The organism is Dactylosporangium sp. NPDC005555, assembly GCF_040605635.1.
Classification (GTDB): Bacteria; Actinomycetota; Actinomycetes; order Mycobacteriales; family Micromonosporaceae; genus Dactylosporangium.
Window position 1 is genome coordinate 24537 of the sequence record NZ_JBEXDG010000074.1, and the last position, 23184, is coordinate 47720.

Genomic DNA, 23184 nt, shown 5'->3' on the forward strand with positions numbered 1-23184 from the left:
GCCGCGTTCCCGAGCCAGCATCCGGGTCGTCGACATGGTGGCGCGGCGCGGCCGGCCGATCAGCCGCACCGTGCCGAACTCCCCCGGTTCGGCAGGGCGCCCCCGAGTCAGCCTGCATTGCCGCGCGCCGCACGGTGATGACAATTCGGCCATGCGGCAGCGGACAGATGGCAACAGACGCCTGGTTGACGAGCCGATGCACGGCGGGTGTACGGCGGGTGGTCAAGTGCCCCGGGAGTCAGCCGCGCAGTGCGCCTGACATGAAGCCACGGACGTAGCTGCGCTGCAGAACAAGGAACAGCACCAGGCAGGGCACCGCCATGAATGTCACGCCGGCCTCCAGCGCGGCGTAGTCGATGGCGCCGAACGTGGCGGTGCGCATGTTCACCACGGTGAGCATCATGGTGAACTTGTCGGTCGAGTTGAGCAGGATCAACGGGGCGAAGAACTCGCTCCACGAGGTGAGGAAGGCGAAGAGCCCGACGGTGATGAGGCCCGGCTTCACCGCGGGCAGCATGATGCGGGTCAGCGCCCGGAAGCTGCCGCAGCCGTCGAGCAACGCGGCCTCCTCGAGCTCCTTGGGCACGGCCTCGAAGGAGTTGCGCATCATGAACACGGAGAAGGGCAGCTGGAACATGATGAGCACGAGACTCAGGCCGATGAGCGAGTCCTGCAGGCCGATCCAGCCCAGCAGGACGTACAGCGCGATGAGGATGGTCGCGTAGGGCACCATGAGGATCGCGAGGGTGAGCAGGAACAGCGCGTCGCGGCCGGGAAAGGTGAACCGGCCGAACGCGTAGCCGCCGAGGGTGCTCACGACCAGGGTGCCGCCGACGGTGAGGACGCTGACGGCGACGGAGTTGAACGCTTGCTCGAAGTGGATGCCGTTGTCGGCGTTGAACAGCCGTGCGTAGTTCTCCAGCCCGAACCCGCTCGGCGTGCGCACCGAGGCGAACGCGCTCCAGGCGAGCGGGAACAGGAACAGGATGGCCAGGGCGGCGCCGGTGAGCCGTCGCATGTCAGCCCTTTCTGCGCAGCATGCCGAGCTGCACCACGTTGAACAGAATCAGGACGACGAGGAGCACGACGGAGATGGCCGCGGCGGATCCGAGGTCGAGCTCGATGAAGGCCTTGCGGTAGATGATCATCACCAGCGAGGTGGTGGAGTTGTCGGGCCCGCCGCGGGTGAGGATCCAGAACTGGTCGAAGGCGAGCAGGGAGCCGGTGACCATGAGCGTGAGGACGAGGGCGAGGGTGGGGCGCATCAACGGCACCGTGATCCGCCGGAATGTCGCCCAGCGGGAGGCGCCATCGAGGCGGGCGGCCTCGTACACCTCGACGGGAATCGCTTGCAGGCCGGTGAGCAGGATGAGCATGTTGAACCCGGCGAAGCGCCACAGCACGAGCCCGACCGCGGAGCCCAGCGCGCTGCCGGAGCTGCCGCTGGTCCACGACACGTAGCCGTGCAGCAGACCCAGCGACTCGAGGATCCGGTTGACCGGGCCGATCTCGTCGCTGAGCAGGCCCAGGAACAGCAGGGACGCGCTGGCGAAGCCGACCGCGGCCGGGATGAAGTACGCGGTGCGCAGCAGCCCGACACCCCGGCCCGGGTGCTGCACGAGCAGCGCCAGCCCGAAGGAGAGCCCGAAGAGCAACACCGTGACCACGACGGTGTACTTGAGGGTGAACCAGGCCGCGGTGGCGAGTAGCTCGTCGTCGGCCATGCCGGCGTAGTTCTCCGGCGCGTTGAGCTCTGGCGCGCCGAGCAACGGCCAGTGGTGCAGCGACATGTACGCCACGAGGCCGAGCGGGACGAGGAAGAACATACCGACCATGAAGGCGGTGGGTGCGGCGTACAGCGCGCCCACCCATCGGCGGGTGCGCCGGGGGCGGGGCCGGGCGGCCGGCGGGGAGACCGCCGGCCGCTTGTCGACGAGCAGGGTCATCGCGTCTCTACTTCACTTCTTCAGGGAGGCGGTGAGCGCGGTGGCGCCGTCGTCGAGGGATTTCCGGGCGTCGCCGAACAGCGCGCCCCGGAACGCGGTCACCCACGGGCTCTGCGGGTCGTTGTAGGTGACGTTGAAGTTCTTCGCGTACGGCGTGCGGCCCTTGGCCATGAGATTGTTGATGGTGACGATCCGCGGGTCGGCGGAGGAGTACTTGTTGGCGGCCAGGTCCGTGCGCACCGGCACGCCCTTGTTCTTGGCCACGACCTCCACCTGGGCCTCGTCGCCGAGGGTCCAGGCCAGGAAGTCCCACGCCTGCGCGGCGTGCTTGCTGGTGGCACCGATGCCGATCGCGTCGCCGCCGACGAACGTCGACTCACCCCCGTCGATGCCGCTGATCGGGGCGATCCCGAGCTTGAACGCCGCCTTCTCCTCGATCAGGCCGAGCCAGGCCGCCGGGCCGGGCGCGATGCCGATCTTGCCGCTCTGCAGCGCGCCGAGCCACGTCGGGCCGGCCTCGTCCTTCGACGCCGGCGCGGCCACACCCTCGTCGTAGAGCTTGCGGTACAGCGCGAAGACGTCGGCCATCGCCTTGCCGTTGACGGTGCTCTCGGTGCCCTCGGCGGTCATCACGTCACCGCTGGACGCCCACACCGACGGCCACAGGGTGAACACGTTGCAGCCACCGCAGTTGCCGCCGAAGTAGGTGCCGTTGACGTCGCCGCCGAGCTTGTCCACGGCGCGGGCGTCGTCGGCGAACTCCTGCAGGGTCGTCGGCGGCTTCTCCGGATCGAGGCCGGCCTTGGCGAAGAGGTCCTTGTTGTACAGCATCACCGACATGTCGACGGTGTGCGGGACCGCGTAGTTCTTCTTGTTCCACGTGCCGTTGCGCACGTGCGCCGGGGCGACCTTGTCCTTGACCGGCAGCGCGTTGAACTTGTCGGTGATGTCCAGCCACAGCCCCTGCGAGGCGTACTGCGGCGCGAACACCACGTCCGAGGCGAACAGGTCCGGCAAGGCCTTGGCGCCGGCGGCGGACGCGAGCTTGGCCGGATACTCCTCGTTCGGGTACGCGGTGACCTCGACCTGGTTCTTGTGAGTGGCGTTGTACGCGGCCGCGTAGGCCTTGGACTGCGACTCGGTGGCGGCCCGCGTCCACAGCTTGAGCGTGGTGCCACTGTCCGCGTCGGCCGGGGTGCCGGCCTTGGTGTCGTCACCGCACGCGGCGGCGCCCAGCAAGAGCGTCGCAGCGACGATGCTGCCCATCCAACGTTTCACGATCGTTCCTTTCCCAGGTGATCCATTGTTTGTGAGCGTTCTCAAATTGCAAGGGGTGTCGCCGTGGAACTGCGCACGATCAGGCTCGGCGCGGAGCGGAACTCCCCGCCCCGCCGCGAGCCCGTCGAGATCTGGTCGACGAGCAGGTCCAGGCTGCGCCGGCCCAGCTCGGCGAAGTCCTGCCGGACCGTGGTGAGCGGCGGCAGGAGGTACGGGGCCTCGGGCATGTCGTCGAAGCCCACGACGCTGACGGCGTGCGGCACCGAGCGGCCGGCCTCGTACAAGGCGCGCAGGACGCCGACGGCCACCTGGTCGTTGGCGCAGAACACCGCGGTCACCTCCGGCCGCTCCGCGAGGGTCCGGCCGGCGGCATAGCCGGCCGCGGCGCTCCAGTCGCTCGTGAGGGGTGCCGGGGCCGGGCGTCCCGCGTCCTCCAGCGCTGTCCGCCAGCCGGTCATCCGCTCTCTGGCCTCCGGCCAGTTCGCCGGTCCCGCGACATGGTGGACGGTGCGATGGCCGAGTTCGAGCAGATGCCGGGTGGCCAGGGCCGCCCCGGCGACGTTGTCGATCGCCACCATGGGGACCTCGGAGTCGTCGCCGGCCTCGGCAGTGATGCCGAGGCCGACGATCGGCACGTCCAGGGGCACCTGCCGCAGCGCCGTCCAGGCCGCCGCGACCGGCGCGAGCGTGACGATGCCCTCGACGGCCTGCTCGCGCAGGCGCCGCACGGCGTCGCGGACCTGTGGCACGTCGGGCTCCCGGGCGCTGGCGATGCTGACGAAGTAGCCGGCCTCCCGGGCCGCCCGCTCGATGGCGTGGACCATGAACGAGGGCCCGAAGAGTGTCGTGTTGAAGGTGACGAGGCCGACCGTCTGGGACCGGTTGGTGGCCAGGGTCCGGGCCGCGATGTTGGGCCGATAGTCCAACGCCCGCATCGCGGCCAGGACCCTGGCCCGGGTCTGCGACCGGACGTTGGGGTGGTCGTTGACCACCCGCGAGACGGTCTGGTGCGAGACCCCGGCGAGGTGAGCGACGTCCCGCATCGCCGGGGGCCTCCGGGCGGTGTGCATGGTCAGCCGAACGCCTTGACCTCGAGCAGCCCCGCCGAGGCCGATCGTCTGGTGCCGTTGGTCGCTGCGGGCGGAGGCATGACGGCGGCGAGAGCGGTAGTCAACGCGAGTGCCGGCCGAGATTTCCGGCGGGGGTGTGGCATCGCGTCACCTCCTTGTCAGGACGGGATGGTGGGAAGCCAGACGCGCATCGTGGATGGGCCGCGGCGGGCCCAGCGGTGATACGGGACGAGCGGAACGAGGACTGGCTGCACATGCCCTGCCGGCACGGGCCGGTCACCGTACGGCCACCTGGTCTCACCCGGGTCGGCGGTGCGCCCCTTCACCGCGCGCTCCTCGGGCGCGACGCCGGTGTCGACCTGCAGCTCATCGAGGTCGACGCCGTCCTCCTGGTCGATCGACTCGGCGCACATCACGATCGGACCCGCCTCTACGGCGGCGCAGCCGCGCACCGCGTCCACGCGCGGGTCCGGGAACGTCCATCGAGGCCGCACGGACAGGTCCAGGCGGATCTGCTCGCCGGGAACGAAGACGCGTCGCTCGACCCGGGTCCCGCCACCTGCCCAGTCCGGCACCCGCAGCGTGACCGTCCGCTCCTGAGCGGGTGCTTCGGCCACGGTGACGGTGACGGTGCCGTTGTCCGGGTACGCCGTGGCGACCTCGAGCCGCAGGCCCGCGGCCTGGACGGTCATGGGAGCGAACTGGTGGATCTGCACACCGGCGTCGTTGCCGGACTCGGCCGCGGTCACGAAGTAGGTGCCCAGGGAGGCGACGAGCCGGGACACGTTGGTCAGGCAACAGGACACCTCGAACCACGGCGCGCGCTGGCCACCGCCGAAGCGCAGCTGCTCATGCTCAGCCGAGGGAGTCTCGGGCCGGGTGCGCTGATGCAGGGTGTGGGCGTAGAAGAAGGAGCGGCCGTCGTCGGCCACCGCGGCGGCGATCACGTTGTGCAGCACCCGATCGACGATGTCGCCGTAGCGGGTGTCGCCGGTGGCCAGCAGCAGCCGGTGGGCGAGCATGATGGTGGCCACGCCGGCGCAGGTCTCGGAGTAGGCCCGGTCCGGCGGAAGCACGAAGTCGTCGCCGAAGGACTCGTCGAGGTGGCGCGAGCCCATCCCGCCGGTGATGTAGGTGCGCCGGGCGACGGTGCGGTCGAACTGCCGCACGACCGCGGCGAGCAGCTCGTCGTCGCCGGTCTCCACGGCCACGTCGACGGCGCCGCAGGCCAGGTACAGGGCTCGCACGGCGTGGCCGCCGAACACCTCCGCCGCACGGATCGGGGTCTCGTCCTGGAAGTACCGCCATCCGAACTCGTGCTCGGGCAGGCTGCGGTGCCCGCGCCGGCCGATGAACGCGACGGCCATGTCGAGGTACCTGCGCTCGCCGGTGAGCCGATAGAGCTCGACGAGACCGGGCTCGATCTCGGGGTGCCCGCAGAAGCCCTCCTGGGCGAAGCGCTCGCAGACGTGGTCGGCGACCCGGCAGGCGACCTGCAGCAGCTCGGGAGCGGCGCCGGTGCGGTGCGCGGCCACCGCGGCCTGCAGCAGATGACCGGCGCAGTAGAGCTCGTGACCGAAATTGAAGTCGCTGTACCGCTCCGGCTGGCCAGGCCGCCCGTAGCCGGTGTGCAGGTAGCCGTCGGCGGCCTGGGCGCCCGCGGCGAGCGCGACGAGCTCGGACAGCAAGCCGGTGTGATCGGTGCCGCCGGCCCGGCCGGTCTCCCAGCTGGCCGCCTCGGCGAGCTTGTACACCTCGGAGTCGGAGAACTCACGCCCGCGGCGGCGCAGCGCAGCGTCGGGGTCGCGGAAGTTGCCCGTCCAGCCGAGACGGTCCAGCCACTCGCGGCAATGCTCGATGGTGGCGGTGCCGATGACCGCCTGACGCTTACCCCAATACCCACCGGTGAGCTGCACCTGGTGCAGTCCGACGGGGTACAGCTCCCCGCTTGAGGGCACAACGGGTCCTGGGACGGCCGCCACCGCCACCACCTTTCCGAAATGTTACGAAAACCTTTTCGGGAATCTTGGCAGCGCGGAACGCCGCTGTCAACGGCTTGTGTGCAGCCACCGCGCAGCACCTGTCATTGCGAGGTTCACCCACCAGCTATGCTCGCCGAAACGTTTTCGAGAGGACTGAACCGGTGGGCAGAACACGCGCGCGGGCGACCCTGACCGACGTTGCCAAGCGGGCAGGGGTCTCCGTCGCCACCGCCTCGAAGGCGCTCAACTCGCGCGCCGAGGTGGCCCCCGCGACCCGTCTACGGGTGCAGCAGGCCGCGGAGGAGCTGGCTTTCTACCCCAACGTGCTCGCTCGGGGGCTCGTCTCCGGTAACACTCGAACCATCGGTTTGCTCACCGACGAGCTGACCAGTGCCCGCTTTGCGATTCCGGTGCTGCTCGGCGCCGAGAACGCCCTGGGCAACGAACAGATGAGCGTCCTGCTGTGCGATGCCCGCGGCGATGCCATCCGCCGACGCCACTACATTCAAACGTTGCTGGCCCGCCAAGTCGACGGGTTCATCATCCTCGGCGACGCCAACGACCTGCGCCAATCACTCACGCGCGACATCCCAGTTCCGGTCGTCTATGCCTACTGCGAGTCCGACAACCCCGGCGACCTGTCTGTCATCGCCGACGACGCCGGCGGCGCCCGCCTTGCCGCCGAGCATCTCGTCGCGCTCGGCCGCAAGCGCATCGCCCACATCACTGGCGACGACACCTACCGGGCCGCCCGCGACCGAGCCGCCGCATTACGGGAGGTCCTCGACGGCGCCGGCCTGCCACTCATCGGCGATCCACTCTTCGGCCAGTGGTCGCAACGCTGGGGACGGCACGCCGCCGCCCGGCTCCTGAGCGCACACCCCGACATCGATGCGATCTTCTGCGGCAACGACCAGATCGCCTCGGGCGCGGCCGACACCTTACGCGAACTCGGCCGCCATGTACCCGACGACGTCGCACTGGTCGGCTACGACAACTGGGAGGTCTTCGCCACCGAGTGCCGGCCCCCACTGACGACCGTCGACCTCAACCTCGAGCAGTTGGGCGCGACCGCGGTCGGACAACTCTTCGCGATCTTGGATGGCGAGACCCGCTCTGGCGTCGTCCGTCAGCCCGGTCGCCTCGTCGTCCGAGGGTCAACCGTCCCATAGGCGGGCCTTCACCGAGGGTGGCGGTGGTCTTGTTTCTTGGATCCTGCTGGGCGTCCGATCCGGCCCTGGCTCATACCATCATCCATTCGGGGTAGTCGGGATGATCGGACCACACCGATGCTTCGTTGCGAAGCTCTCGGCATGGCGCGGGCTCATTACAGGTTCGGCACCAGTTCGGCTCGCGCGGCTCGTCGTCCTGAACCAGCACCTCGATCGCTTTGCCGTCCTCGCGCCGGTACACCTCGTAGTGTTTGCCGTACTCGAGTTGTCCGCTGGGATAGCCCGGCTTGTGTCGCTCGAGCCGCCGCCGCTTGGCCTCTACCTCGCGGAGGACCCGGGCGGGATCGTGACGGGCGATGTGGATGTGCTGGTTGCGACCGCCCGGCACGACCGCGACCGGCTCACCGCCCTCGTCGTGCGCCTGCACAGGGTCCTGGATGATGGTGCGGTCGGACGGTCGGACCTCTCGCCAGCCGCCGGGCTGGTCCGGTTTGACGCTCCACACCTGCGGTGCATAGCCGCCAGCCGAGATCATGCTGGCGATCGACTCGTCCTCGGCCAGCCGTGCCTCGATGAAAGCCACCAGCTCGTTCGTCATACCCTCGATTCTCCTCAGGCGGCGGCGACGGCGGTCCGGATTTTGCTCCCATCTCGTTGAGTTCGTCCAACTTTCGAAAGGTCTTTAGAAGACCTCGTCCAGGAATGCCGTCAGCTCGCGCCAGCTGCGGGCGTCGGCCGCCGGGTGGTACGCGCCGCCCGGCAGGGTGAATCCGTGCTCGGCGCCGGAGTACGTGATGACCTGCCAGTCCAGGTCGGGGCGGGTGCGCAGCTCGTCCTGGAAGGCCGCCACCGCCTCGTCGGGCACCACCGGGTCGGCGCCGCCGGTGCAGATCAGCACCGCGCCGGTGATCGCGGCGACGTCGGCCGGATCGTGGGCCACGAGGCGGGCGTGGAACGCGACCGCGCCGGCCAGCGGCGCTCCGGTGCGGGCGAACTCCAGCGCCGCCGAGCCGCCGAAGCAGTACCCGATGACGACGATCCGGCTCGCGTCGACCGCCGGGTCGTTCGCCACGACGTCGTAGGCGGCGCGGACCCGGGCGCGCATCAGCGCGAGGTCGCCGTAGTACTTCCCGGCCTCCGCCGCCGCGCTCTGGTGGTCCTCGAAGCGCCGCCCGGTGCCGTAGAGGTCGGCGGCGAAGGCGTAGTAGCCGAGGCGGGCGAGCATCTGGGCCCGGGCCTTGGGGTACTCCCGCAGCCCCGTCCAGTCGTGCACGATGATCACGGCAGGCTTCGGCCCGGCGACTGCGGCGTCGTGGGCGCGGTAGCCCTCCATGGGCCGCCCGTCGTGGTCATAGGCCACCGCCGCCTCGGCGATCTGCGCGCCCGGGCGCTCGGCTACGGCGTCGATGAGCCGCCGGTGCTCGGCGGAGAAGTCGGTCATGACCCCGACTCTACGAGGCCGACCAGCCCGTCCACCGAGCGACGTCGATCGCGATCATCAGGCCCCGGATTCGGTACTGCGGGTAGCGCGCCACCAGCCGCCCGAGCGCCCGGCGGCCCTCCTCCCCCGCCGGGTCGACCTCGCGCGCGATGCCGTCGGCGCGGACCCACCACAGCGCGGACCAGTCCTCGTCGTAATGGTCGGCGAGCAGGGCGGCGCGCGGCTCGGCGGCCAGGTTGGCCAGCCGCTGCAGGGCGGTGTGCCGCTTCGGCTTGGCGTCTACGCCGTGGTAGACGGTGTCGCCCTCCAGCGCGAACACGATGGGCACGGCATGGGGCGAGCCGTCCGGGGCGACGGTGGCCAGCCGGGCCACGCGAGCCGCCCCGAAATGCTGCCGGCACTCGTCCGGCGTCACGCGCCTTCGCCCGCGAAGTCGGCGATGGCCCGCTCCCACTGCTCGAGGCCGCGCTCTACGATCGAGCGCGGGCCGGAGGGGATCCACCGGCTGGCGCGCTGGACGCCGGCCTCGTGGAGGCGCTGCAGTACCGCGGGATCGGCCGGCGCCGAGAGCACCTGCACGTCGATCTGGCGCTCGGCCCGGGCCCGCAGCTCGCCGATGCGCTCGATGACGCCCTCGCCGTAGTTGGGGAACCAGGCGTCGCCGAACGCCAGCACGCGGTCCAGCACGCCCGGGCCCATACCACCGACGAGGATCGGCGGGTGGGGGCGCTGGGCCGGCTTCGGGAAGGACCAGATCCGCTGGAAGTCGACGTACTTGCCGTGGTACGACGCCTCCTCCTCGGCCCAGATCGCCTTCATCGCCTCGATGCGCTCGCGCAGCACGGCCATGCGCACTCGCGGGTCGGTGCCGTGGTTGCGCATCTCCTCGCGGTTCCACCCGGCGCCGACGCCGAACTCGAAGCGGCCGCCGGAGAGCTGGTCGAGCGAGGCGACCTCCTTGGCGGTGATGATCGGGTCACGCTCGATGACGAGGCAGATGCCGCTGCCGATGCGCAGCCGGCTGGTGGCCGCCGCGGCCGCGGTCAGCGCGACGAAGAGGTCGTAGGTGTGCCAGTACTTCTGCGGCAGCTCCTGCCCGTCCTGGTACGGCGTGTCCCGGCTGGCCGGGATGTGGGTGTGCTCGGCGAAGAACACGGCGGACTGGCCACGCTCCTCGGCCAGCCGCGCCAGGTCGCCCGGGGCCATGGCATTGTGGGTGGGGAAATATCCGACTCCGAAGTCCATGGCCCCATCTCTACCCAGCCGGCGACGCTTCGACCGGCACGGTGTACTGGCGCAGCCAACGGCTCAGATCCGCGCCGGCATCGGCTTGGCGTAGTGGATCGCTATGCCGGCGTCAGTGGCGATCCGGCACCTGTGTCACCTCACCGCCGGTGACATGGTGTCCTCCTCGCTTTACCCCAGCCGTGACCTGCTGCTGATCCACCCAGCTACACCACCCAGCCGTCCTGCGTGCCTGTGTGCAACCCGTCTCCGTGCAACCCGGCGATCCGCACGGGCACTCCGGCTATCGGACCCAGCCCCGGAACGCACCCGCTGGGTCGAACTGGCTTGTCGCGCGCTGCGAAGCCCGTGACATCGGACCTACCGGTTGAGTACCACGGTGTGCTCGTGCCGCCTTCCGTCCCGGACGACCGGACCGCGACCGAACGTTCAGACGATCTCGGTGGTCGGGCCCACGCCGCACGTCGCAAGTCAGGCGTTGCGGGCGATTGTGCCCGGCGCTGGATGGGTACTGGCCGACTATGTGTGGAATTGTCGGATGGGTCGCGTATGACCGGAATCTGGTCCACGAGCAGTCGGCGCTCCGGGCTATGACGGCCACCGCCGCGCTCCGCGGACCCGACGCCGAAGGGCTTTGGCTCGATCAGCACTGCGGCTTCGGCCATCGTCGGCTGGCCGTGATCGACCTGGCGGGCGGCGTTCAGCCCATGCTCGCCGAAGAGGACCGGCAGCCGACCGTCGCCCTCACCTACAGCGGGGAGGTCTACAACTACCGGGAGCTGCGCGCGGAGCTGCGCGCGCTCGGGCACGGCTTCCGGACCGACTCCGACACCGAGGTCGTGCTCCACGCCTACCTCGAGTGGGGCGAGGATTTCGCCGAACGGCTCAACGGCATGTACGCCTTCGGGGTGTGGGACGGCCGCCAGCAGCGCCTGTTGCTGGTCCGGGACCGGATGGGGGTGAAGCCGCTGTGCTTCCATCCGACGCCGGACGGGGTGCTCTTCGCCTCGGAGCCGAAGAGCATTCTGGCCCATCCGGACGTGTCGGCCGAGGTGGACCTTGACGGGCTGCGGGAGCTGCTGGCGCTGGTGAAGACGCCGGGGCACGGCGTGTATCGCGGGGTACACGAGGTCCGGCCGGGCCACGTTGTTGTCGTTGACCGAGACGGAACTCGGACGCGCCGCTACTGGGGGCTGTCGGCGCGGCCGCATCCGGACGACCTCGATACGACCGTACACACCGTGCGAGACCTGCTGGAAGACATCATTCGTCGGCAGTTGATAGCGGATGTACCGCTGTGCACCCTGCTGTCCGGTGGGCTCGACTCGTCGGCGGTCACCGCGCTCGCCGCTCTCGGGTTGCGGGAACAGGGGCTCGGGCCGGTGCGCTCGTTCGCGGTCGACTTCGCCGGGCAGACTGAGCACTTCCACCCGGACGCGATGCGGCCGGAGCCGGACACGCCCTACGTCCACGAGGTCGCCAAGCACGTCGGCTCCCAGCACGCCGACATCGTGTTGAACAGCGGCGAGCTGACGGATTCGTTGTACCGCACGGAGGTCATGGTCGCCAACGACATCCCGACCGGCCTCGGCGACCTGTACACCTCTTTGTTCTTGCTCTTCCGCGCGGTGCGGGAGCACTCGACCGTCGCGTTGTCCGGCGAGTCGGCGGACGAGGTGTTCGGCGGGTATAGCTGGTTCCACGACCCCGCCGCGGTCAACGCGAACGGGTTCCCCTGGCTGACCGCGCTGCCGGATAGACCGGGCAGCACACAGGGGCTGTTCGCCCCAGAGTTGGAGCGCGCGCTGGATCTGCACGGGTACCGGGACGCCGCCTACCGGCAGGCACTGGCCGAGGTCGATCACCTGCCCGACGAGTCGCCGGCCGAGCACCGGATGCGCGAGATCTCCTATCTGCACCTGACCCGATTCCTGCAGGTCCTGCTGGACCGCAAGGACCGGATGAGCATGGCGCACGGGCTGGAGGTCCGAGTGCCATACTGCGACCACCGGCTGGTGGAGTACGTCTACAACACGCCGTGGTCGATGAAGGCATTCGACGGCCGGGAGAAGAGCGTGCTGCGCGCCGCCGTCGCCGACCTGCTGCCCGAGTCGGTTCTGCGCCGGCGGAAGAGCCCGTACCCGTCGACGCAGGATCCGGTGTACGAACGGACGTTGCGCCAGTCGTTGATCGAGGTCGTCGACGACCCGCAGGCACCGATCGCGGAGCTGATCAACCCGCCGCGGGTCCGGGAGACGCTGGCCGCCCCGCTGGAGGAGAGCGGGTTCGGGATGAGCCGGCGCTCGGTCGAGCTGCTGCTCAGCCTCAACCTGTGGCTGCGCCGCTACCCGGTCCGGCTGGCTCTCACCTGATCGAGGCATAAGAAAATCCGGCATGTACACCCGCGGTACCAGCGCACCGGCGACGTCCTCCATCAGCACGCCACCGCCCTCGCCCCGTGAGCAGCAACGCCTTCGTCCTGGCCTGCCGCCCCACGCATGACGCCGCGATCACCGCTCCGATCGATGAGCAAAGATGCCGCGCTGCCGATTCAGACCCGACCTGCGCACGCCATGACGCACGGACGGTACGAGCGCCCGAATGGTCACCGCTGGGCTGAACTGTGGATGGTGACCCGCAGGTGTAGCACTGCCTGCCGACCAGCGGACTCCCCATGCTCGCTGCCACCCGCGTCGTGGCGCCGGCTCCTCTGGACGGTCCTGCCGAGGCGGGTCACTGTCCGTCAGTACTGCGCCGGCGCGCTTTTCGACCGGATAGCGCCCCGACAACGACGGTCAGAACGATGAGCAGGTCAGGCCAAAATGGGCGATGAAGTACGTAGTGCGTGACAACGGCAGCGAGCGCGAGGATCGCAAATGTCTGGTGTTCGCACTCATCAACCACTCCACCGAGCTCGTCGCCGCCGGCTACGGACCCGGCCACCGCGCCCTAGAGGGCTTCACCGAAGCCGTCACCCGGCGCGGACTGACCGGCCTCGACGTCTGCTGCGCCGACGACGCGCCCGCCGACGACGCCTACATGGAACGCCTCCCCGGGCCCAGCTCGCCATGGGCTTCTGGTACGGCGGCAACAGCAGCATCACCATCGACCGCCTCGCCTTCACCAACTGACGATCCCGGTCGTGGGCCTGCGCACGTGGCAGGTCCACGACCGGCTCGATCAGTCCAGCACCGCCGAGATTCTCGCGTCCACGATCTTGACTATCTCCGCGAACCGGGCCGCGTCGAGACCCGGTTCGCGATAGTAGATCTTCACCGTGTACAGGCCGTATCGCGACCAGTACACCCACAGCGAGCACGGCTCGTTCTGCCGCCCGGTCAGGAGGCAGTAGATGAGTGACTGATCCGCTGACACGGGCACGCCGAGCGGGGTTTCACGCACTCCTTCGGGACCGAAATCCTCACGGTCATTGATGCGCGGATCCTCCGCGGAGTATCCGTACCGCGCCGTGATCCCACCCGAGTGCTCGATGATGCTCTGCACGAAACGGTCCCGGCTCCTGGCGTTGACCCACTGCCTGGTGAGCTCCCCGCCGACCGCCCGCGCGGAATCCTCCTGCCATTGCTCTCCCGACAGCAGGTCGATAGTCGACGGGGGCACCAGCAACGCGTCCAGCGGTGCCCGGTGCCCCGCCTGCAACCGATGCACCACGACCGCCGCCCCGGCCAGGACGGTGGCCACGACGAGCGCGGCCACCAGCCAGCGGACCGTGGAGCGGCTTCGCGTGATCATACGGATTGCGCTTTACCGTTGCCTGGAAGTGAGGCCATGTTTGTCCATGATGGCCTGATGCAGGAGCGCGGTGGTCATCCGGCCCGCCGGGACCGAGCCGTGGAGGTTGATGCCGATCGCGGTCGCCACATAGTCTCCGTGGTCTGACTGACCGGTGTACGGATTGCTCGGCACCAGGTTGGGCCCTTGCACCACCTCTGGCCTGAAGCCGGCCTCGGCGCCGACGTGACCGTAATGAATGTTCGACCAGATGTCCAGGTAGACCTTCAACCCGGTCCCGGGAATCACCATGAAGCCATACGGGTCGAGGTCGAAGTTCTTCCGGATGAAGGGCTTGTGGTCCCACTTGCAGCTGCCGCTCGCACCCGCGGTGCGCCCGTGCCCGCCGCTGTGTTCAACGACCCGGGACCCGACCACTTCTTGACGAGGCTAACGTCGTTAGCCGATGATCGAAGCTAACAACGTTAGCCAGCTCGGTGGAGGATTCGTGATCACCAACAGCTCCGCAGTATCGACCATATCGGCGAGGTCGCCGCGATCTGGTCGCGATCGGATCGCAAGGATCATGTTGTGGCTTGCCGCCGTCGGTGCTGTCGGTGCCGCGCTCACCGCGGCCGGCGCGGTATGGGACGCCGACGGCTCGACCAAGGTCGTCGAGACCTGGCGAGCCTACGGCTTCGTCGTCTTCGCGGGCCTGTTCGTCCTGCTCGCGCTGGCACCGCGCAGCTATCGAGGTGTGTGGGAGCTGGTGATCTTCCACAAGGTCGCGCTCACGATGACCGCCTTGCTCTACGCCACTCATGGCGACATCGCGGACACCGCAACGATCGCCGGTTGGGATGGCACGGTCTCGGTTCTCCTCGTCGCGGCCTACGTGCTGAGTCGCGGGTGGACGTCGTCACCTGCCTGGCGCGACACCAGCCAGCGCGCCGGATGAGGAGGCTGGTGGCGGTCCCGGGTTGTCCGGGACGCTCATGAACCGCCGCAGCGAGGTGGTCGACGCGGCCGAGCGGATCCTGGAACGTGAAGGCCCGGACGCGGTGACCATGCGGCGCCTCGCCGACGAACTCGGGATACAGGCACCCTCGCTGTACAAGCACGTCGCCGGCAAGACCGAGATTCAAACTGCGCTGCAACAGCGCGCGCTGGAACGGCTCGGTGCTGTGCTTACCGCGGCCGGCGCCGACCTTCCAACGCTCGTCGCCGCCTACCGCCGCTGGGCACTACAGCATCCCCGGCTCTACGAGCTCAGTGCCCGGCATCCCCTGGATCGTCAACGTCTCGCCTCCGGCATCGAAGCCGCGGCGGCCGCACCGCTGCTGAGGGTCACCGGGGGCAACATCGCAGCCGCACGTGCCATCTGGGGCTTCGCGCACGGCCTCGTCGATCTCGAGCTGGCCAACCGATTCCCACCCGACGCCGATCTCGACGCGGCCTGGGCCCACGCGATCAATGCGTTCGCCATCTACTGCACGCCATAGCCCGAAGGAACATCGTGACGCACGCACAGTCCTGTCGCCGTACGGTAGCCCCGGCGCGTCGCGCGATCCGGCGAACCAGCCGGTACACCTGCAAGCGGCTCAGCCGGCGTCCGATGCGATCAACGAAGAGCGGCGCCAGACGCTCGTCGTTGCCGAGGATGCGGCCATGGGTCACCGGCACCACCAGAGCGGTGACAACCAGTTGGCAAGGCGGGACCGGTGGGCATCGGCATCTACACATCACGATCGATGGTTCGAATCCGCCGGCGGCACTCTCACCGGGCGGTCAGCTCGGCTGGGTCTCCTGTTTGTTGCGGAGCGCCTGCTCGACGGCCTCCTGCACGCGGGCGTCCTCGCGGAGCTTGCGCCGTGCGCGGCTGCGGCGGACGAGAACGGGGGTCACGACGATGACAGCGATCAGTACGACGACCAGCAGCACCAGCATCCACGGGAGGGCCCAGCTGTGCGTCGTGGCCTGGACCTGCTTGCGCGAGGTGGTGGAGCCCGACGCGTCGGTGAGCCGGGGTGTGAGAGTTGCGGTCGCAGCCAGCCTGAGTGCGGGCGACACGCCGTGGACGGTCGACGTCACCTTCCAGCTCTCACCGGGGAGAAGCTCCGGCGGGGCCGCGATCCCGCTCGCTTCGGTCCGCAGCCACCCGAACGGGCCGGATACCGACACCGTCTGCTGGGCCGAAAGGATGGCGTTGCCAGTGTTGTGGATCGTGTACGTGACGGTCGCGGTGCCCTTCGCGAACGGGTTGAGCGAGCCGGCGTAGTCGACGTGGAGGTCCTCGATCGCAAGGTTCGGCTTGATCTCGCCGCTGACCCGCAGCTTGACCCGGATACCCAGGCGCCGCTCGACGTTGATTCCCTCAGCGTCGTTGGGCTGCGTCAGGGAGGTGACGATGCCGCCCACATAGTCGCCGGGCATGGCGTTGTCCGGAACGGTGACCGTGAAGGGCACGTCGGCGGACTCCCCGGGCTTGATCGCGATGGTGCCGGGGTTGGCGTGGACCCAGACGCCGATCCCGATGGACTTCTTGTCCTTGGTGATCAGGTCGAGCTGGCCTGTGCCGGTCGTGAAGCCGTCGGCGGCGTAGACGGCCAGGTTGAGCGGAGCCGTGCCACGGTTGGCGACGACCATGGTGTCCTCGACCCGTCCACCGGGGTTGACGGAATAGCTGAAGCTGGACCGATCGGCGCCGTAGCTGTTCGAGGCCGTCCTGACCGTCCAGGCGACGTTGCCCTCCTCTGCCAGGGCAGGGCCCGCACCCAACCCGACGACCGCGAAGGCGGCAAGCAGGGCCAGGACGGCGATACGGACGAGGGCGGCGACGGTTGGCTTCCGACGCGGTGCGGGCGCATGCATCTGGGGGTCCTCGAGCAATCTGGAGCAGGTCTGGAGCAGGTCTGGAACGAGGGGGGCGGGGCGGGCACCCGAAGGTGCCAGCCCCGCCTTGTCAAACGTGTCCGGTCAGCTGCTCAGCGCAGTGATCGTGAGGGTGGCACGGTAGCCACCCTTCTCGACGCTGCCCGGGATCTTCAGATCCAGGTCAGCGCCCAACCGGGCGGTGCCCTTGGCGTGGCCCTGGTTGGCCCAGCCGAGACCGCGTGAGACGGACAGGCCCTGGCCGTGGTCGTCGTAGCCGGAGGCCACCGACCCGCTCGCCTGAGCACCAGCGCCGGCCTCGATCACCTGCGGCGTCCAGCCGAGGTAGGCGCCGGAGAAGGTCTTGTCGCCGTCCCGGAAGTCACTCACACTGGCCGAGATCGACCACGGCGCGAGCGAACGCCGGTTGTCCGACACGACGATCGGGTTGATGTGGCCCGCCGCCGCGAAGTAGTCGCCGTTGTGGTCCTCCGCGGTGCCGAGGTTCACGAGGCCGTTGTAGCCGTCGATCGTCCAGCCGAACTCGCCGGGAGCGGCGTTCGGCACGTTGACCTGGATGGCCTGGCCGTCGCCCTGGTACGGGTGGACGGTGACCGAGTCGACGATCGAACCGACCGGCTGGTTGGCCGGCGTGTTGTTGCACCAGGCGCCACGCTCGACGGCCGCGTTCGGCGCAGCACAGGTGCCGCTGCGGACGTTCTCGACGACGAGCTTGTCACTGCGAACCTGGACCTTGACGTAGGTCCGGACGTGCTCCTGGTTCTGGACCGAGTTGTACCAGTAGCTGTTCGGGTTGAGCGGGTCCGCACCGTTGCCGGCGCCGCTCGTGCCGCTGTTGTCCGGAGCGGTGATGTCGTAGTACTTCGAACCCGAAGCCGAGTTACCCGTAACGTAGATCACACCGCCGGGACCGGGGAACACATCAGCGGCGCCGGGCTGCTCGCCCGGGTTCGCCTTCGCGCCGTTCTTGATCTCGTAGCTGCGGGAGTAGCTGTGGTCGTGCCCCTGCAGCACCACGTCGACGCCCAGGTTCGAGAAGGCGGTCGGGAAGTCGACCCGACGCACCTTGTTGTCCGAGTCCTTGGCGTGGTCAGCCGGCGAGTAGATCGCGTGGTGGTAGACGAGCACCGTCCACTTGGCCTCGGCGCCGTGCTGGTTGATGACGTCGGTCACGTAGGCGATGTGCGCCTCGTCGCCGCCGCCACCCGAAGCGGTGCGGTAGCTGTTGCTGTTCAGGTCGATGAACAGGACATCCTTGTAGATGTACCAGTAGTCACCGCCCGACGTGTTGGACGTCGGCTGCCCGTTGGCGTACAGCGGGGCCGAGCGGTCCGTGTTCGGCGTGTACAGGTGCTGCTCGTACGCCTTGCTACCCACATCGTGGTTACCGATGGTGGCAGCCCAGGGGTACTGACGCAGCTTGTCAGGTGCGAGGAAGGCGGTCCACTGGGACTCGGTGCCCGCCGTCTCGACCTGGTCACCACCCGACACCAGCAGTTCGGCGTTCGGGTTCGCCGCGAGCGAGACGTCCAGGGTGTCCTGCCAACCGGCCTGGTCCTTCGCCACGTCACCCGACGCACCGATCTGCGGGTCGCCGTAGAACAGGAAGTCGTAGTCGCCTTCGAAATCCTGCGTCTTGAAGGAGTACGTCGGAGACCAGTTGCCCTCGGCACCGACCCGGTAGGAGTACGCCGTCTGCTCCTGCAGGCTGGCGAGCGTCGCGTGACGGTTGAAGCCGCCACTGGTCGCGATGTTCGCCCCGCCGATGGCGTCGAAGGTGGCAGCACCGGCCGGGAACTCGCCGTTGGCGAGCGTGGCGGTCGGGGCGAGCTGGACCTTCTGCGCGGTGTCGGCCGACGAGTACCAGGTCACGATCCGCTGGGTCTCGTTCGCGCCGACGCCGAGGATGATGCCGCTGAGCGTGGCGGGGTCCGCAGCGCTGGCGGGGGTCGCCAGACCGCCGCCGAGGGCCACAGCCAGACCCAGGAACGCCGCGGTGGTCCCAGCGACCACGCGACGCCGCGCAGGCCCGGGGGCCTGCTTGGAGGTGCTTGCTTTCACGGTTTTCTTCCCTTTTCCGTTGGAGGTACGGGAAAAGCGACCTCAACGTTTCGCCGTTCGATGAATCGACCGTGAATTCGATCTTGCGGCCAGTTGCATGTCCATGAAGACCTGCGCCTTTTCAGAGCCCGAACACCCGTTGTGTGAACCAGATCAATCCCATAACGGACACGCCCGCAGAAATTGCGCCGGTCGTCCACAGGCCGATTTTCGGCGCGCGATGACGCAGCACGATCAGCAGTGGAAAGACGACAGCGATGATCGTCAGTTGCACAACCTCGATGCCGACGTTGAACACGAGCAAAGACCACAGCAGGGTCCACGACCACGCCTCGTCGATCCCCAGCGCGCCGGCGAAGCCCAGGCCGTGCACGAGGCCGAAGCAGAACACGACCCCGAGGCGGGTCCAGCCCGAACGATCCAGGCTGAAGTGACCGCGTCCCGCCGCCTCGAGGTCGGTGGCGTGGTCGCCGCGCCGCCAGATCCTCCACAGGTACCAGCCGGCGACCACGGCGATCGACAGCGCGATGACGGGCTCCACGACCCGCGCGGATACGTCGACCAGACCGAGGGCGGCAAGCATGAACGTCACCGAGTGCGCCAGGGTGAAGCTCGTGGCCGCGAGCACGATCTCACGCAGGCGTCGTGACCCGGCGATGAGCGCCAGCAGGAACAGGATGTGGTCGATCCCGGTCAGCAGGTGCTCGGCGCCCAGGCGGAAGAACTCCCAGAACCGTTCGTACCACGTCTGACCGGTCGAGAAGGACGGCTGATCGGCGTCGAGCGCGGCGCTGCCCGTATGACCGTCGATCTCGTAGGTGACGATCGTCTTGGTGCCCTTGACGTAGCCCTCGGCGTCGGGGAAAAGCTTGCTGCGCACCTCGTGCTCGCCGCCCCGCTCAGGACAGGCCCAGTCGAGCAGCAGTTTGGCGTACGGCACGCCCTCCCGCTCGCCGATCGTGACGTCGCCGACCTTTGTCGGCGTGCAGGTCTTGCCGTCCGCAGTGACCGAGAAACGCTCCGTGACGTAACCGACGACCGACTTCGCATGAGTGTTGAGCGCCGCGGCCTGTGCGTCGGTGTCGCGGGCGTCGAATGCGGCGGTTCCCGTCTTGAAGAGGGGATCGTCGTCCTCGAAGTCAGCGGTGGACACGACGAGCAGGTCGTACTCGAGCTGCAGCATCGTCCGGACGTGACCCTCGTCGCCGGCGGTGACGTCGACGTACACAGTCGACGAAAACCCGTGGGCGAGCGCCGGCGCGGCGCTCAGGAAGGCGATCACCGTCGCGAGGATCCCGATGACGGTGAGGCGGGCGCGTTGGGACATGCTGCTCCTTCGGTTGGCCAGTGCACGTTGCACGTCACGGGCGAACACGAGCCGGACCGCCGACGAACCGCTGGCGAACAAACTGCCAGGACGACTTCCGGCGGACTGAAGGAGGCAGGAACTGAGATAGGAAGAAGCACGCACGCTCCCCCACCACCCGAAGGACGATCGCCTTGCGCCCCATGTTTCGGGCCGTTGCCATGCTGGCCGCGGCCGCCGCACTGGTCACCGGATGCGGCTCCGGCGACGGCTGGTCACAGCCGCGCCCCAAGCCCGCCCCCGTCGGGACACTCGGCCCGGGGTTCGTCGACCCCTCCGCCTCGCCCACCCCGGAGGCGACCATCACGCCACGGCCCGGTTCCTGGACCGGGGTCCACCCGCCGAAGAACTACCGCGTGGTACTACTCACCGTGGGTGACGACGCCCCGACCAAAGCCCTTGTGACGGCGGTCAAGGACTGGGCCGAGGACGAGCACGTCGATCTCAGAACGGTGGTCGCCGGCGACCCGCACAACCTCGTTCCCAGCATCACCAAGGCCCTCGAGATGGGCCCGGACCTCATCGTCACCGCGGGCAACGACCTCATCGACCCACTCGCGCTGGTCACCGCGAACCACCTGTCACAGCAGTTCCTCGTGGTGGGCGCGGAGCTGGCCGAGCCCACCCACAACGTCACGGCGGTCGACTGGTCCGGCGCGTCGTTCCGTGGCGAAGGGCTCGGCATGTCCTCGACGTACAACCCCGAATCGTTCACCGCCGAGCGCTGCGCTGCCTCCATCAGAGCGGGCGTCGCGGCCGTGCTCAACGACCTGACCGGGATCGTGATCTGGCTCGATCAGCTCTAGACCCGTCTTTCGCACATCGTTGTGAGTGGCGGCGTTTGGAAAGGTCCTGGTGGGATAGGCGGTTGGGGTAGGCGGCAACGGGGACGTCCTGGTGGAGGTCACGATGTGTTCGTCGCGTGCTGCGTACCCGACTGATCTGTCCGATGCCGAGTGGCAGTTGCTGGCGCCGTTGATCCCTGTGGTGAAGCCGGGTGGGCGCCCGGCGGTGCATGAGCGGCGGGAGATCGTGAACGCCTTGGCGTCAGGGCTCCGGCAAAGTCGTTATGTGATGCCGAGCAGGGCCAGCGAGCGGTTGGGATTGCGGGCGTGGTGGCGGTTGGCGGCGGCGATGTTGGTGGTGCCATCGAGGCGTAGGGCGCTGATGGCGGCGTTGCGGAGGGTGGCCATGACTTTTACTCCAGCCCGGGTTCGAGACGTAGATAGCTGACGATGCGTGGGCCGGGTTTGGTTCTGGTCGGCGAGTCAGCGGGCATGGGGACGGCCGCATAGGCGGCGTCAGCGCAGGTCGAGGTTGACGCTTTCCTCGGTGAGGAAGCGGACGAGGTCGTCGAAGGTGACGGCCGAGTCCCAGGCCTTGCGGTCGTAGCCGGGGACGAGGTGGGTGCGGGCGACGTCGGAGTAGTGCCAGACGAGGTTGAGGTTGCCGGCGTGGTCGAAGATGTTCTCGTGCAGCCAGAACAGGTCGCCGCCGAACCAGCCGCCGGGGCCGTTCAGCGCCTCGCCGATGGCGCAGTAGAAGCCGTCGTAGTCGGTGACGTGGCGGCCGTCGAGGTGGTAGACGGGGGCGGCGGGGCGGTCCGGGGCGTGGTTGCGGTGGACGTTGGCGGCGTGGACCCAGCAGTAGCGGTCGCTGCGGGCGAGCGGGGCCCACTCGTTGCGGGTCGCCGGACCGCCGGCGCGCCACATGTTCCACAGTGGACGATCGTTGGCGGCGAGCGGTGCGTCGAGGCGCGCGTCCAGGGTGACGTCGACGAGGCCGGCGCCGAGGGCGGACGGGCGGGTGTCCACGACGTCGCCCCACACGCGTTGCGCGTCGCCCATGGTGTGTGCCGGGCCGTCGACGCGGACGTGGGCCAGGGCGGCGTCGACCTGGCCGGTGAGGCCGGGGCGGCAGCCGAGCAGGGTCAGCGGCGGGCCCGGCGACCAGAGCTCCGGCCTGTGCTTGCCTGCGTCTACGCCATCGTGACCAGTGCAGGATGTGGCTGGTGTGGTGCGTGACGGTGGAGACGAGCCGGGTGAACAGGCGACGGATTTCGTTGCTGCTCAACGGGATCAGCATGTCCCGGCCCGGCCCGGCCCGGCCCCCTGTGACCGATCAGCGTCGCGGTCGGTTTCGGCGGCGCGGGTGATGACCAGGAACGCCGCCGCGGCCATGGCCAGGGTGATGCGCGCGTGCCAGGCGTCGTAGCGACGGACCTGGCACTGGTCGGGGCCGACCTCGTTCTTCGCGGTCTGGAACGACTCCTCGACCGACCACCTCGCGCCCGCGGTCCGGACCAGGGTCCGCAGCCGGGTGCCACGCGGTTGAGATCGATGCGCGGCCTGCGAACGGACGACAGCGCAGGTGATCATCGCCGGACACGCGTTCATGCAGAACGTCCGCCGCGGACACTACGAACTCGGCGTCGACGCCCCGCCCGCGTTGCGGGTCGCCGCTGCGTTCGCCGAACTCGCTCGGGCGATCTGCCCGCGGACCCGACCATGGGGTTCAACGCGCCCGCCGATCCCACAACGCAACTGTGAGTCTTGGTTTGCGGCTTTGAGAGTCTGGAGCCGTGCTCCCGCCGCCGCGGTCTGACCCGCAACGCAACTGGCTCAGCCGATGCCTTGGCGCCGATCTGTCGGCCGCCGGTGGTGGGAGTGCTCGCTGTCACCAGACCGGTGGGGCGTGTCCCGATAGGGGCCTTGCCGCAAACAAGCGCACCGTCACAGTTCTGACCGCCCACCGGTCCGGCGATGGCCATCCGCCCAGCCATCGAGAGGACGAACACGCCATGTCCAGGATGCCCCACCCAGACCCCGCCGGACAGCCCGACCAGCCCGACCCGGAACCGGATCTGGAGGAGGTCATCCTCGGCGTTGACACCCACAAAGACATCCACGTCGCCGCGATCATCACCACCCTCGGCGCCGAGCTCGCCGACGCCACCTTCCCCACCACCGCCGCCGGCTACCGCCGTCTCCTGGCCTGGG

General features: G+C 68.9%; 21 protein-coding genes and 4 pseudogenes. 8 read left to right on the plus strand and 17 right to left on the minus strand.

Annotated features, from left to right (window positions below):
* Positions 1-238: 238 nt before the first annotated feature.
* The 5 genes from ABZS58_RS44955 to ABZS58_RS44975 form a co-directional block, all read right to left on the minus strand.
* Entirely contained in the window at positions 239-1018 is a 780-nt protein-coding gene (locus ABZS58_RS44955) for a carbohydrate ABC transporter permease (protein WP_354790335.1), read from the minus strand.
* 1 nt (position 1019) lies between these two features.
* The gene (locus ABZS58_RS44960) at positions 1020-1946 is read right to left on the minus strand and encodes a sugar ABC transporter permease (RefSeq protein ID WP_354790336.1); all 927 of its coding nucleotides are present in this window, start codon (positions 1944-1946) and stop codon (positions 1020-1022) included.
* Between the two features lie 12 nt (positions 1947-1958).
* Complete coding sequence (locus tag ABZS58_RS44965; RefSeq protein ID WP_354790337.1) at positions 1959-3224, minus strand: sugar ABC transporter substrate-binding protein; 1266 nt, start codon at positions 3222-3224, stop codon at positions 1959-1961.
* Between the two features lie 41 nt (positions 3225-3265).
* Positions 3266-4267: a LacI family DNA-binding transcriptional regulator gene (locus ABZS58_RS44970; protein ID WP_354790339.1), complete on the minus strand. Its 1002-nt coding sequence runs from the start codon at positions 4265-4267 to the stop codon at positions 3266-3268.
* A 185-nt stretch (positions 4268-4452) separates the two neighbouring features.
* The gene (locus ABZS58_RS44975) at positions 4453-6252 is read right to left on the minus strand and encodes a beta-L-arabinofuranosidase domain-containing protein (RefSeq protein WP_354790341.1); all 1800 of its coding nucleotides are present in this window, start codon (positions 6250-6252) and stop codon (positions 4453-4455) included.
* Positions 6253-6437: 185 nt separating this feature from the next.
* Between ABZS58_RS44975 and ABZS58_RS44980 the strand changes: the two genes are divergently transcribed.
* Complete coding sequence (locus ABZS58_RS44980) at positions 6438-7448, plus strand: LacI family DNA-binding transcriptional regulator (protein WP_354790342.1); 1011 nt, start codon at positions 6438-6440, stop codon at positions 7446-7448.
* A 70-nt stretch (positions 7449-7518) separates the two neighbouring features.
* Here ABZS58_RS44980 and ABZS58_RS44985 read toward each other — a convergent pair whose 3' ends face one another.
* The 4 genes from ABZS58_RS44985 to ABZS58_RS45000 form a co-directional block, all read right to left on the minus strand.
* Positions 7519-8046 (minus strand): DUF6221 family protein, encoded by a 528-nt coding sequence (locus ABZS58_RS44985; protein WP_354790344.1) that lies wholly within the window; start codon positions 8044-8046, stop codon positions 7519-7521.
* 84 nt (positions 8047-8130) lie between these two features.
* Complete coding sequence (locus tag ABZS58_RS44990; protein WP_354790346.1) at positions 8131-8889, minus strand: dienelactone hydrolase family protein; 759 nt, start codon at positions 8887-8889, stop codon at positions 8131-8133.
* Between the two features lie 10 nt (positions 8890-8899).
* On the minus strand, positions 8900-9343 hold the full coding sequence (locus ABZS58_RS44995; RefSeq protein WP_354790347.1) for a TIGR03668 family PPOX class F420-dependent oxidoreductase: 444 nt from the start codon (positions 9341-9343) through the stop codon (positions 8900-8902).
* A complete protein-coding gene (locus ABZS58_RS45000; protein ID WP_354790349.1) occupies positions 9301-10134 on the minus strand; it encodes an LLM class F420-dependent oxidoreductase in 834 nt (277 codons plus the stop codon). The genes ABZS58_RS44995 and ABZS58_RS45000 overlap by 43 nt, the downstream gene beginning before the upstream one ends.
* Before the next feature lie 521 nt (positions 10135-10655).
* On the opposite strand from ABZS58_RS45000, the gene asnB reads away from it, so the two are divergent.
* Positions 10656-12506: an asparagine synthase (glutamine-hydrolyzing) gene (gene asnB / locus ABZS58_RS45005; RefSeq protein ID WP_354790351.1), complete on the plus strand. Its 1851-nt coding sequence runs from the start codon at positions 10656-10658 to the stop codon at positions 12504-12506.
* Between the two features lie 808 nt (positions 12507-13314).
* Here the strand turns inward: asnB and ABZS58_RS45010 are convergent.
* Both ABZS58_RS45010 and ABZS58_RS45015 read right to left on the minus strand, forming a co-directional pair.
* Complete coding sequence (locus tag ABZS58_RS45010) at positions 13315-13851, minus strand: hypothetical protein (protein WP_354790352.1); 537 nt, start codon at positions 13849-13851, stop codon at positions 13315-13317.
* A gap of 48 nt (positions 13852-13899) precedes the next feature.
* Positions 13900-14304 carry a polymorphic toxin type 44 domain-containing protein gene (locus tag ABZS58_RS45015; protein WP_354790353.1) on the minus strand — a complete coding sequence of 135 codons (405 nt, stop codon included), beginning with the start codon at positions 14302-14304 and terminating at the stop codon, positions 13900-13902.
* Positions 14305-14332: 28 nt separating this feature from the next.
* On the opposite strand from ABZS58_RS45015, the gene ABZS58_RS45020 reads away from it, so the two are divergent.
* The gene (locus tag ABZS58_RS45020) at positions 14333-14824 is read left to right on the plus strand and encodes a hypothetical protein (RefSeq protein ID WP_354790355.1); all 492 of its coding nucleotides are present in this window, start codon (positions 14333-14335) and stop codon (positions 14822-14824) included.
* A gap of 37 nt (positions 14825-14861) precedes the next feature.
* On the plus strand, positions 14862-15368 hold the full coding sequence (locus ABZS58_RS45025; RefSeq protein WP_354790356.1) for a WHG domain-containing protein: 507 nt from the start codon (positions 14862-14864) through the stop codon (positions 15366-15368).
* Between the two features lie 286 nt (positions 15369-15654).
* On the opposite strand, the gene ABZS58_RS45030 is transcribed toward ABZS58_RS45025, so the two are convergent.
* From ABZS58_RS45030 to ABZS58_RS45040, 3 genes are all read right to left on the minus strand, one after another.
* Positions 15655-16737: a DUF916 domain-containing protein gene (locus ABZS58_RS45030; RefSeq protein ID WP_354790357.1), complete on the minus strand. Its 1083-nt coding sequence runs from the start codon at positions 16735-16737 to the stop codon at positions 15655-15657.
* A 105-nt stretch (positions 16738-16842) separates the two neighbouring features.
* The gene (locus ABZS58_RS45035; protein ID WP_354790358.1) at positions 16843-18771 is read right to left on the minus strand and encodes a metallophosphoesterase family protein; all 1929 of its coding nucleotides are present in this window, start codon (positions 18769-18771) and stop codon (positions 16843-16845) included.
* A 169-nt stretch (positions 18772-18940) separates the two neighbouring features.
* Positions 18941-20368, minus strand: coding sequence for a HupE/UreJ family protein (locus tag ABZS58_RS45040; RefSeq protein WP_354790359.1), 1428 nt, complete (start codon positions 20366-20368; stop codon positions 18941-18943).
* On the opposite strand from ABZS58_RS45040, the gene ABZS58_RS45045 reads away from it, so the two are divergent.
* Entirely contained in the window at positions 20347-20991 is a 645-nt protein-coding gene (locus tag ABZS58_RS45045) for a hypothetical protein (protein ID WP_354790360.1), read from the plus strand. The genes ABZS58_RS45040 and ABZS58_RS45045 overlap by 22 nt on opposite strands.
* Positions 20992-21115: 124 nt before the next feature.
* A pseudogene (locus ABZS58_RS45050) lies at positions 21116-21229 on the plus strand (transposase); the annotation flags it as partial.
* A 23-nt stretch (positions 21230-21252) separates the two neighbouring features.
* Here ABZS58_RS45050 and ABZS58_RS45055 read toward each other — a convergent pair.
* The 3 genes and pseudogenes from ABZS58_RS45055 to ABZS58_RS45065 form a co-directional block, all read right to left on the minus strand.
* Positions 21253-21378, minus strand: a complete 126-nt coding sequence (locus ABZS58_RS45055) for a hypothetical protein (protein ID WP_354790362.1) — start codon at positions 21376-21378, stop codon at positions 21253-21255.
* 108 nt (positions 21379-21486) lie between these two features.
* On the minus strand, positions 21487-22032 hold the full coding sequence (locus ABZS58_RS45060; RefSeq protein ID WP_354790361.1) for a hypothetical protein: 546 nt from the start codon (positions 22030-22032) through the stop codon (positions 21487-21489).
* A gap of 231 nt (positions 22033-22263) precedes the next feature.
* Positions 22264-22479, minus strand: a pseudogene (locus ABZS58_RS45065) (hypothetical protein); the annotation flags it as partial.
* A gap of 67 nt (positions 22480-22546) precedes the next feature.
* On the opposite strand from ABZS58_RS45065, the pseudogene ABZS58_RS45070 reads away from it, so the two are divergent.
* Together ABZS58_RS45070 and ABZS58_RS45075 are read left to right on the plus strand one after the other, a co-directional pair.
* A pseudogene (locus ABZS58_RS45070) lies at positions 22547-22675 on the plus strand (IS6 family transposase); the annotation flags it as partial.
* Between the two features lie 310 nt (positions 22676-22985).
* Positions 22986-23184 (plus strand): annotated as a pseudogene (locus tag ABZS58_RS45075) (hypothetical protein); the annotation flags it as partial.

Excerpts from the sequence above, each read along its gene's own strand:
- ABZS58_RS44955 (WP_354790335.1), bottom strand. The coding sequence starts at position 1,018 with ATGCGACGGCTCACCGGCGCCGCCCTGGCCATCCTGTTCCTGTTCCCG.
- ABZS58_RS44960 (WP_354790336.1), bottom strand. The coding sequence starts at position 1,946 with ATGACCCTGCTCGTCGACAAGCGGCCGGCGGTCTCCCCGCCGGCCGCC.
- ABZS58_RS44970 (WP_354790339.1), bottom strand. The coding sequence starts at position 4,267 with ATGCGGGACGTCGCTCACCTCGCCGGGGTCTCGCACCAGACCGTCTCG.
- ABZS58_RS44985 (WP_354790344.1), bottom strand. The coding sequence starts at position 8,046 with ATGACGAACGAGCTGGTGGCTTTCATCGAGGCACGGCTGGCCGAGGAC.
- ABZS58_RS44990 (WP_354790346.1), bottom strand. The coding sequence starts at position 8,889 with ATGACCGACTTCTCCGCCGAGCACCGGCGGCTCATCGACGCCGTAGCC.
- ABZS58_RS45000 (WP_354790349.1), bottom strand. The coding sequence starts at position 10,134 with ATGGACTTCGGAGTCGGATATTTCCCCACCCACAATGCCATGGCCCCG.
- asnB (WP_354790351.1), top strand. The coding sequence starts at position 10,656 with ATGTGTGGAATTGTCGGATGGGTCGCGTATGACCGGAATCTGGTCCAC.
- ABZS58_RS45020 (WP_354790355.1), top strand. The coding sequence starts at position 14,333 with ATGATCGAAGCTAACAACGTTAGCCAGCTCGGTGGAGGATTCGTGATC.
- ABZS58_RS45025 (WP_354790356.1), top strand. The coding sequence starts at position 14,862 with ATGAACCGCCGCAGCGAGGTGGTCGACGCGGCCGAGCGGATCCTGGAA.
- ABZS58_RS45030 (WP_354790357.1), bottom strand. The coding sequence starts at position 16,737 with ATGCATGCGCCCGCACCGCGTCGGAAGCCAACCGTCGCCGCCCTCGTC.
- ABZS58_RS45045 (WP_354790360.1), top strand. The coding sequence starts at position 20,347 with ATGCTGGCCGCGGCCGCCGCACTGGTCACCGGATGCGGCTCCGGCGAC.
- ABZS58_RS45055 (WP_354790362.1), bottom strand. The coding sequence starts at position 21,378 with ATGGCCACCCTCCGCAACGCCGCCATCAGCGCCCTACGCCTCGATGGC.
- ABZS58_RS45060 (WP_354790361.1), bottom strand. The coding sequence starts at position 22,032 with ATGGGCGACGCGCAACGCGTGTGGGGCGACGTCGTGGACACCCGCCCG.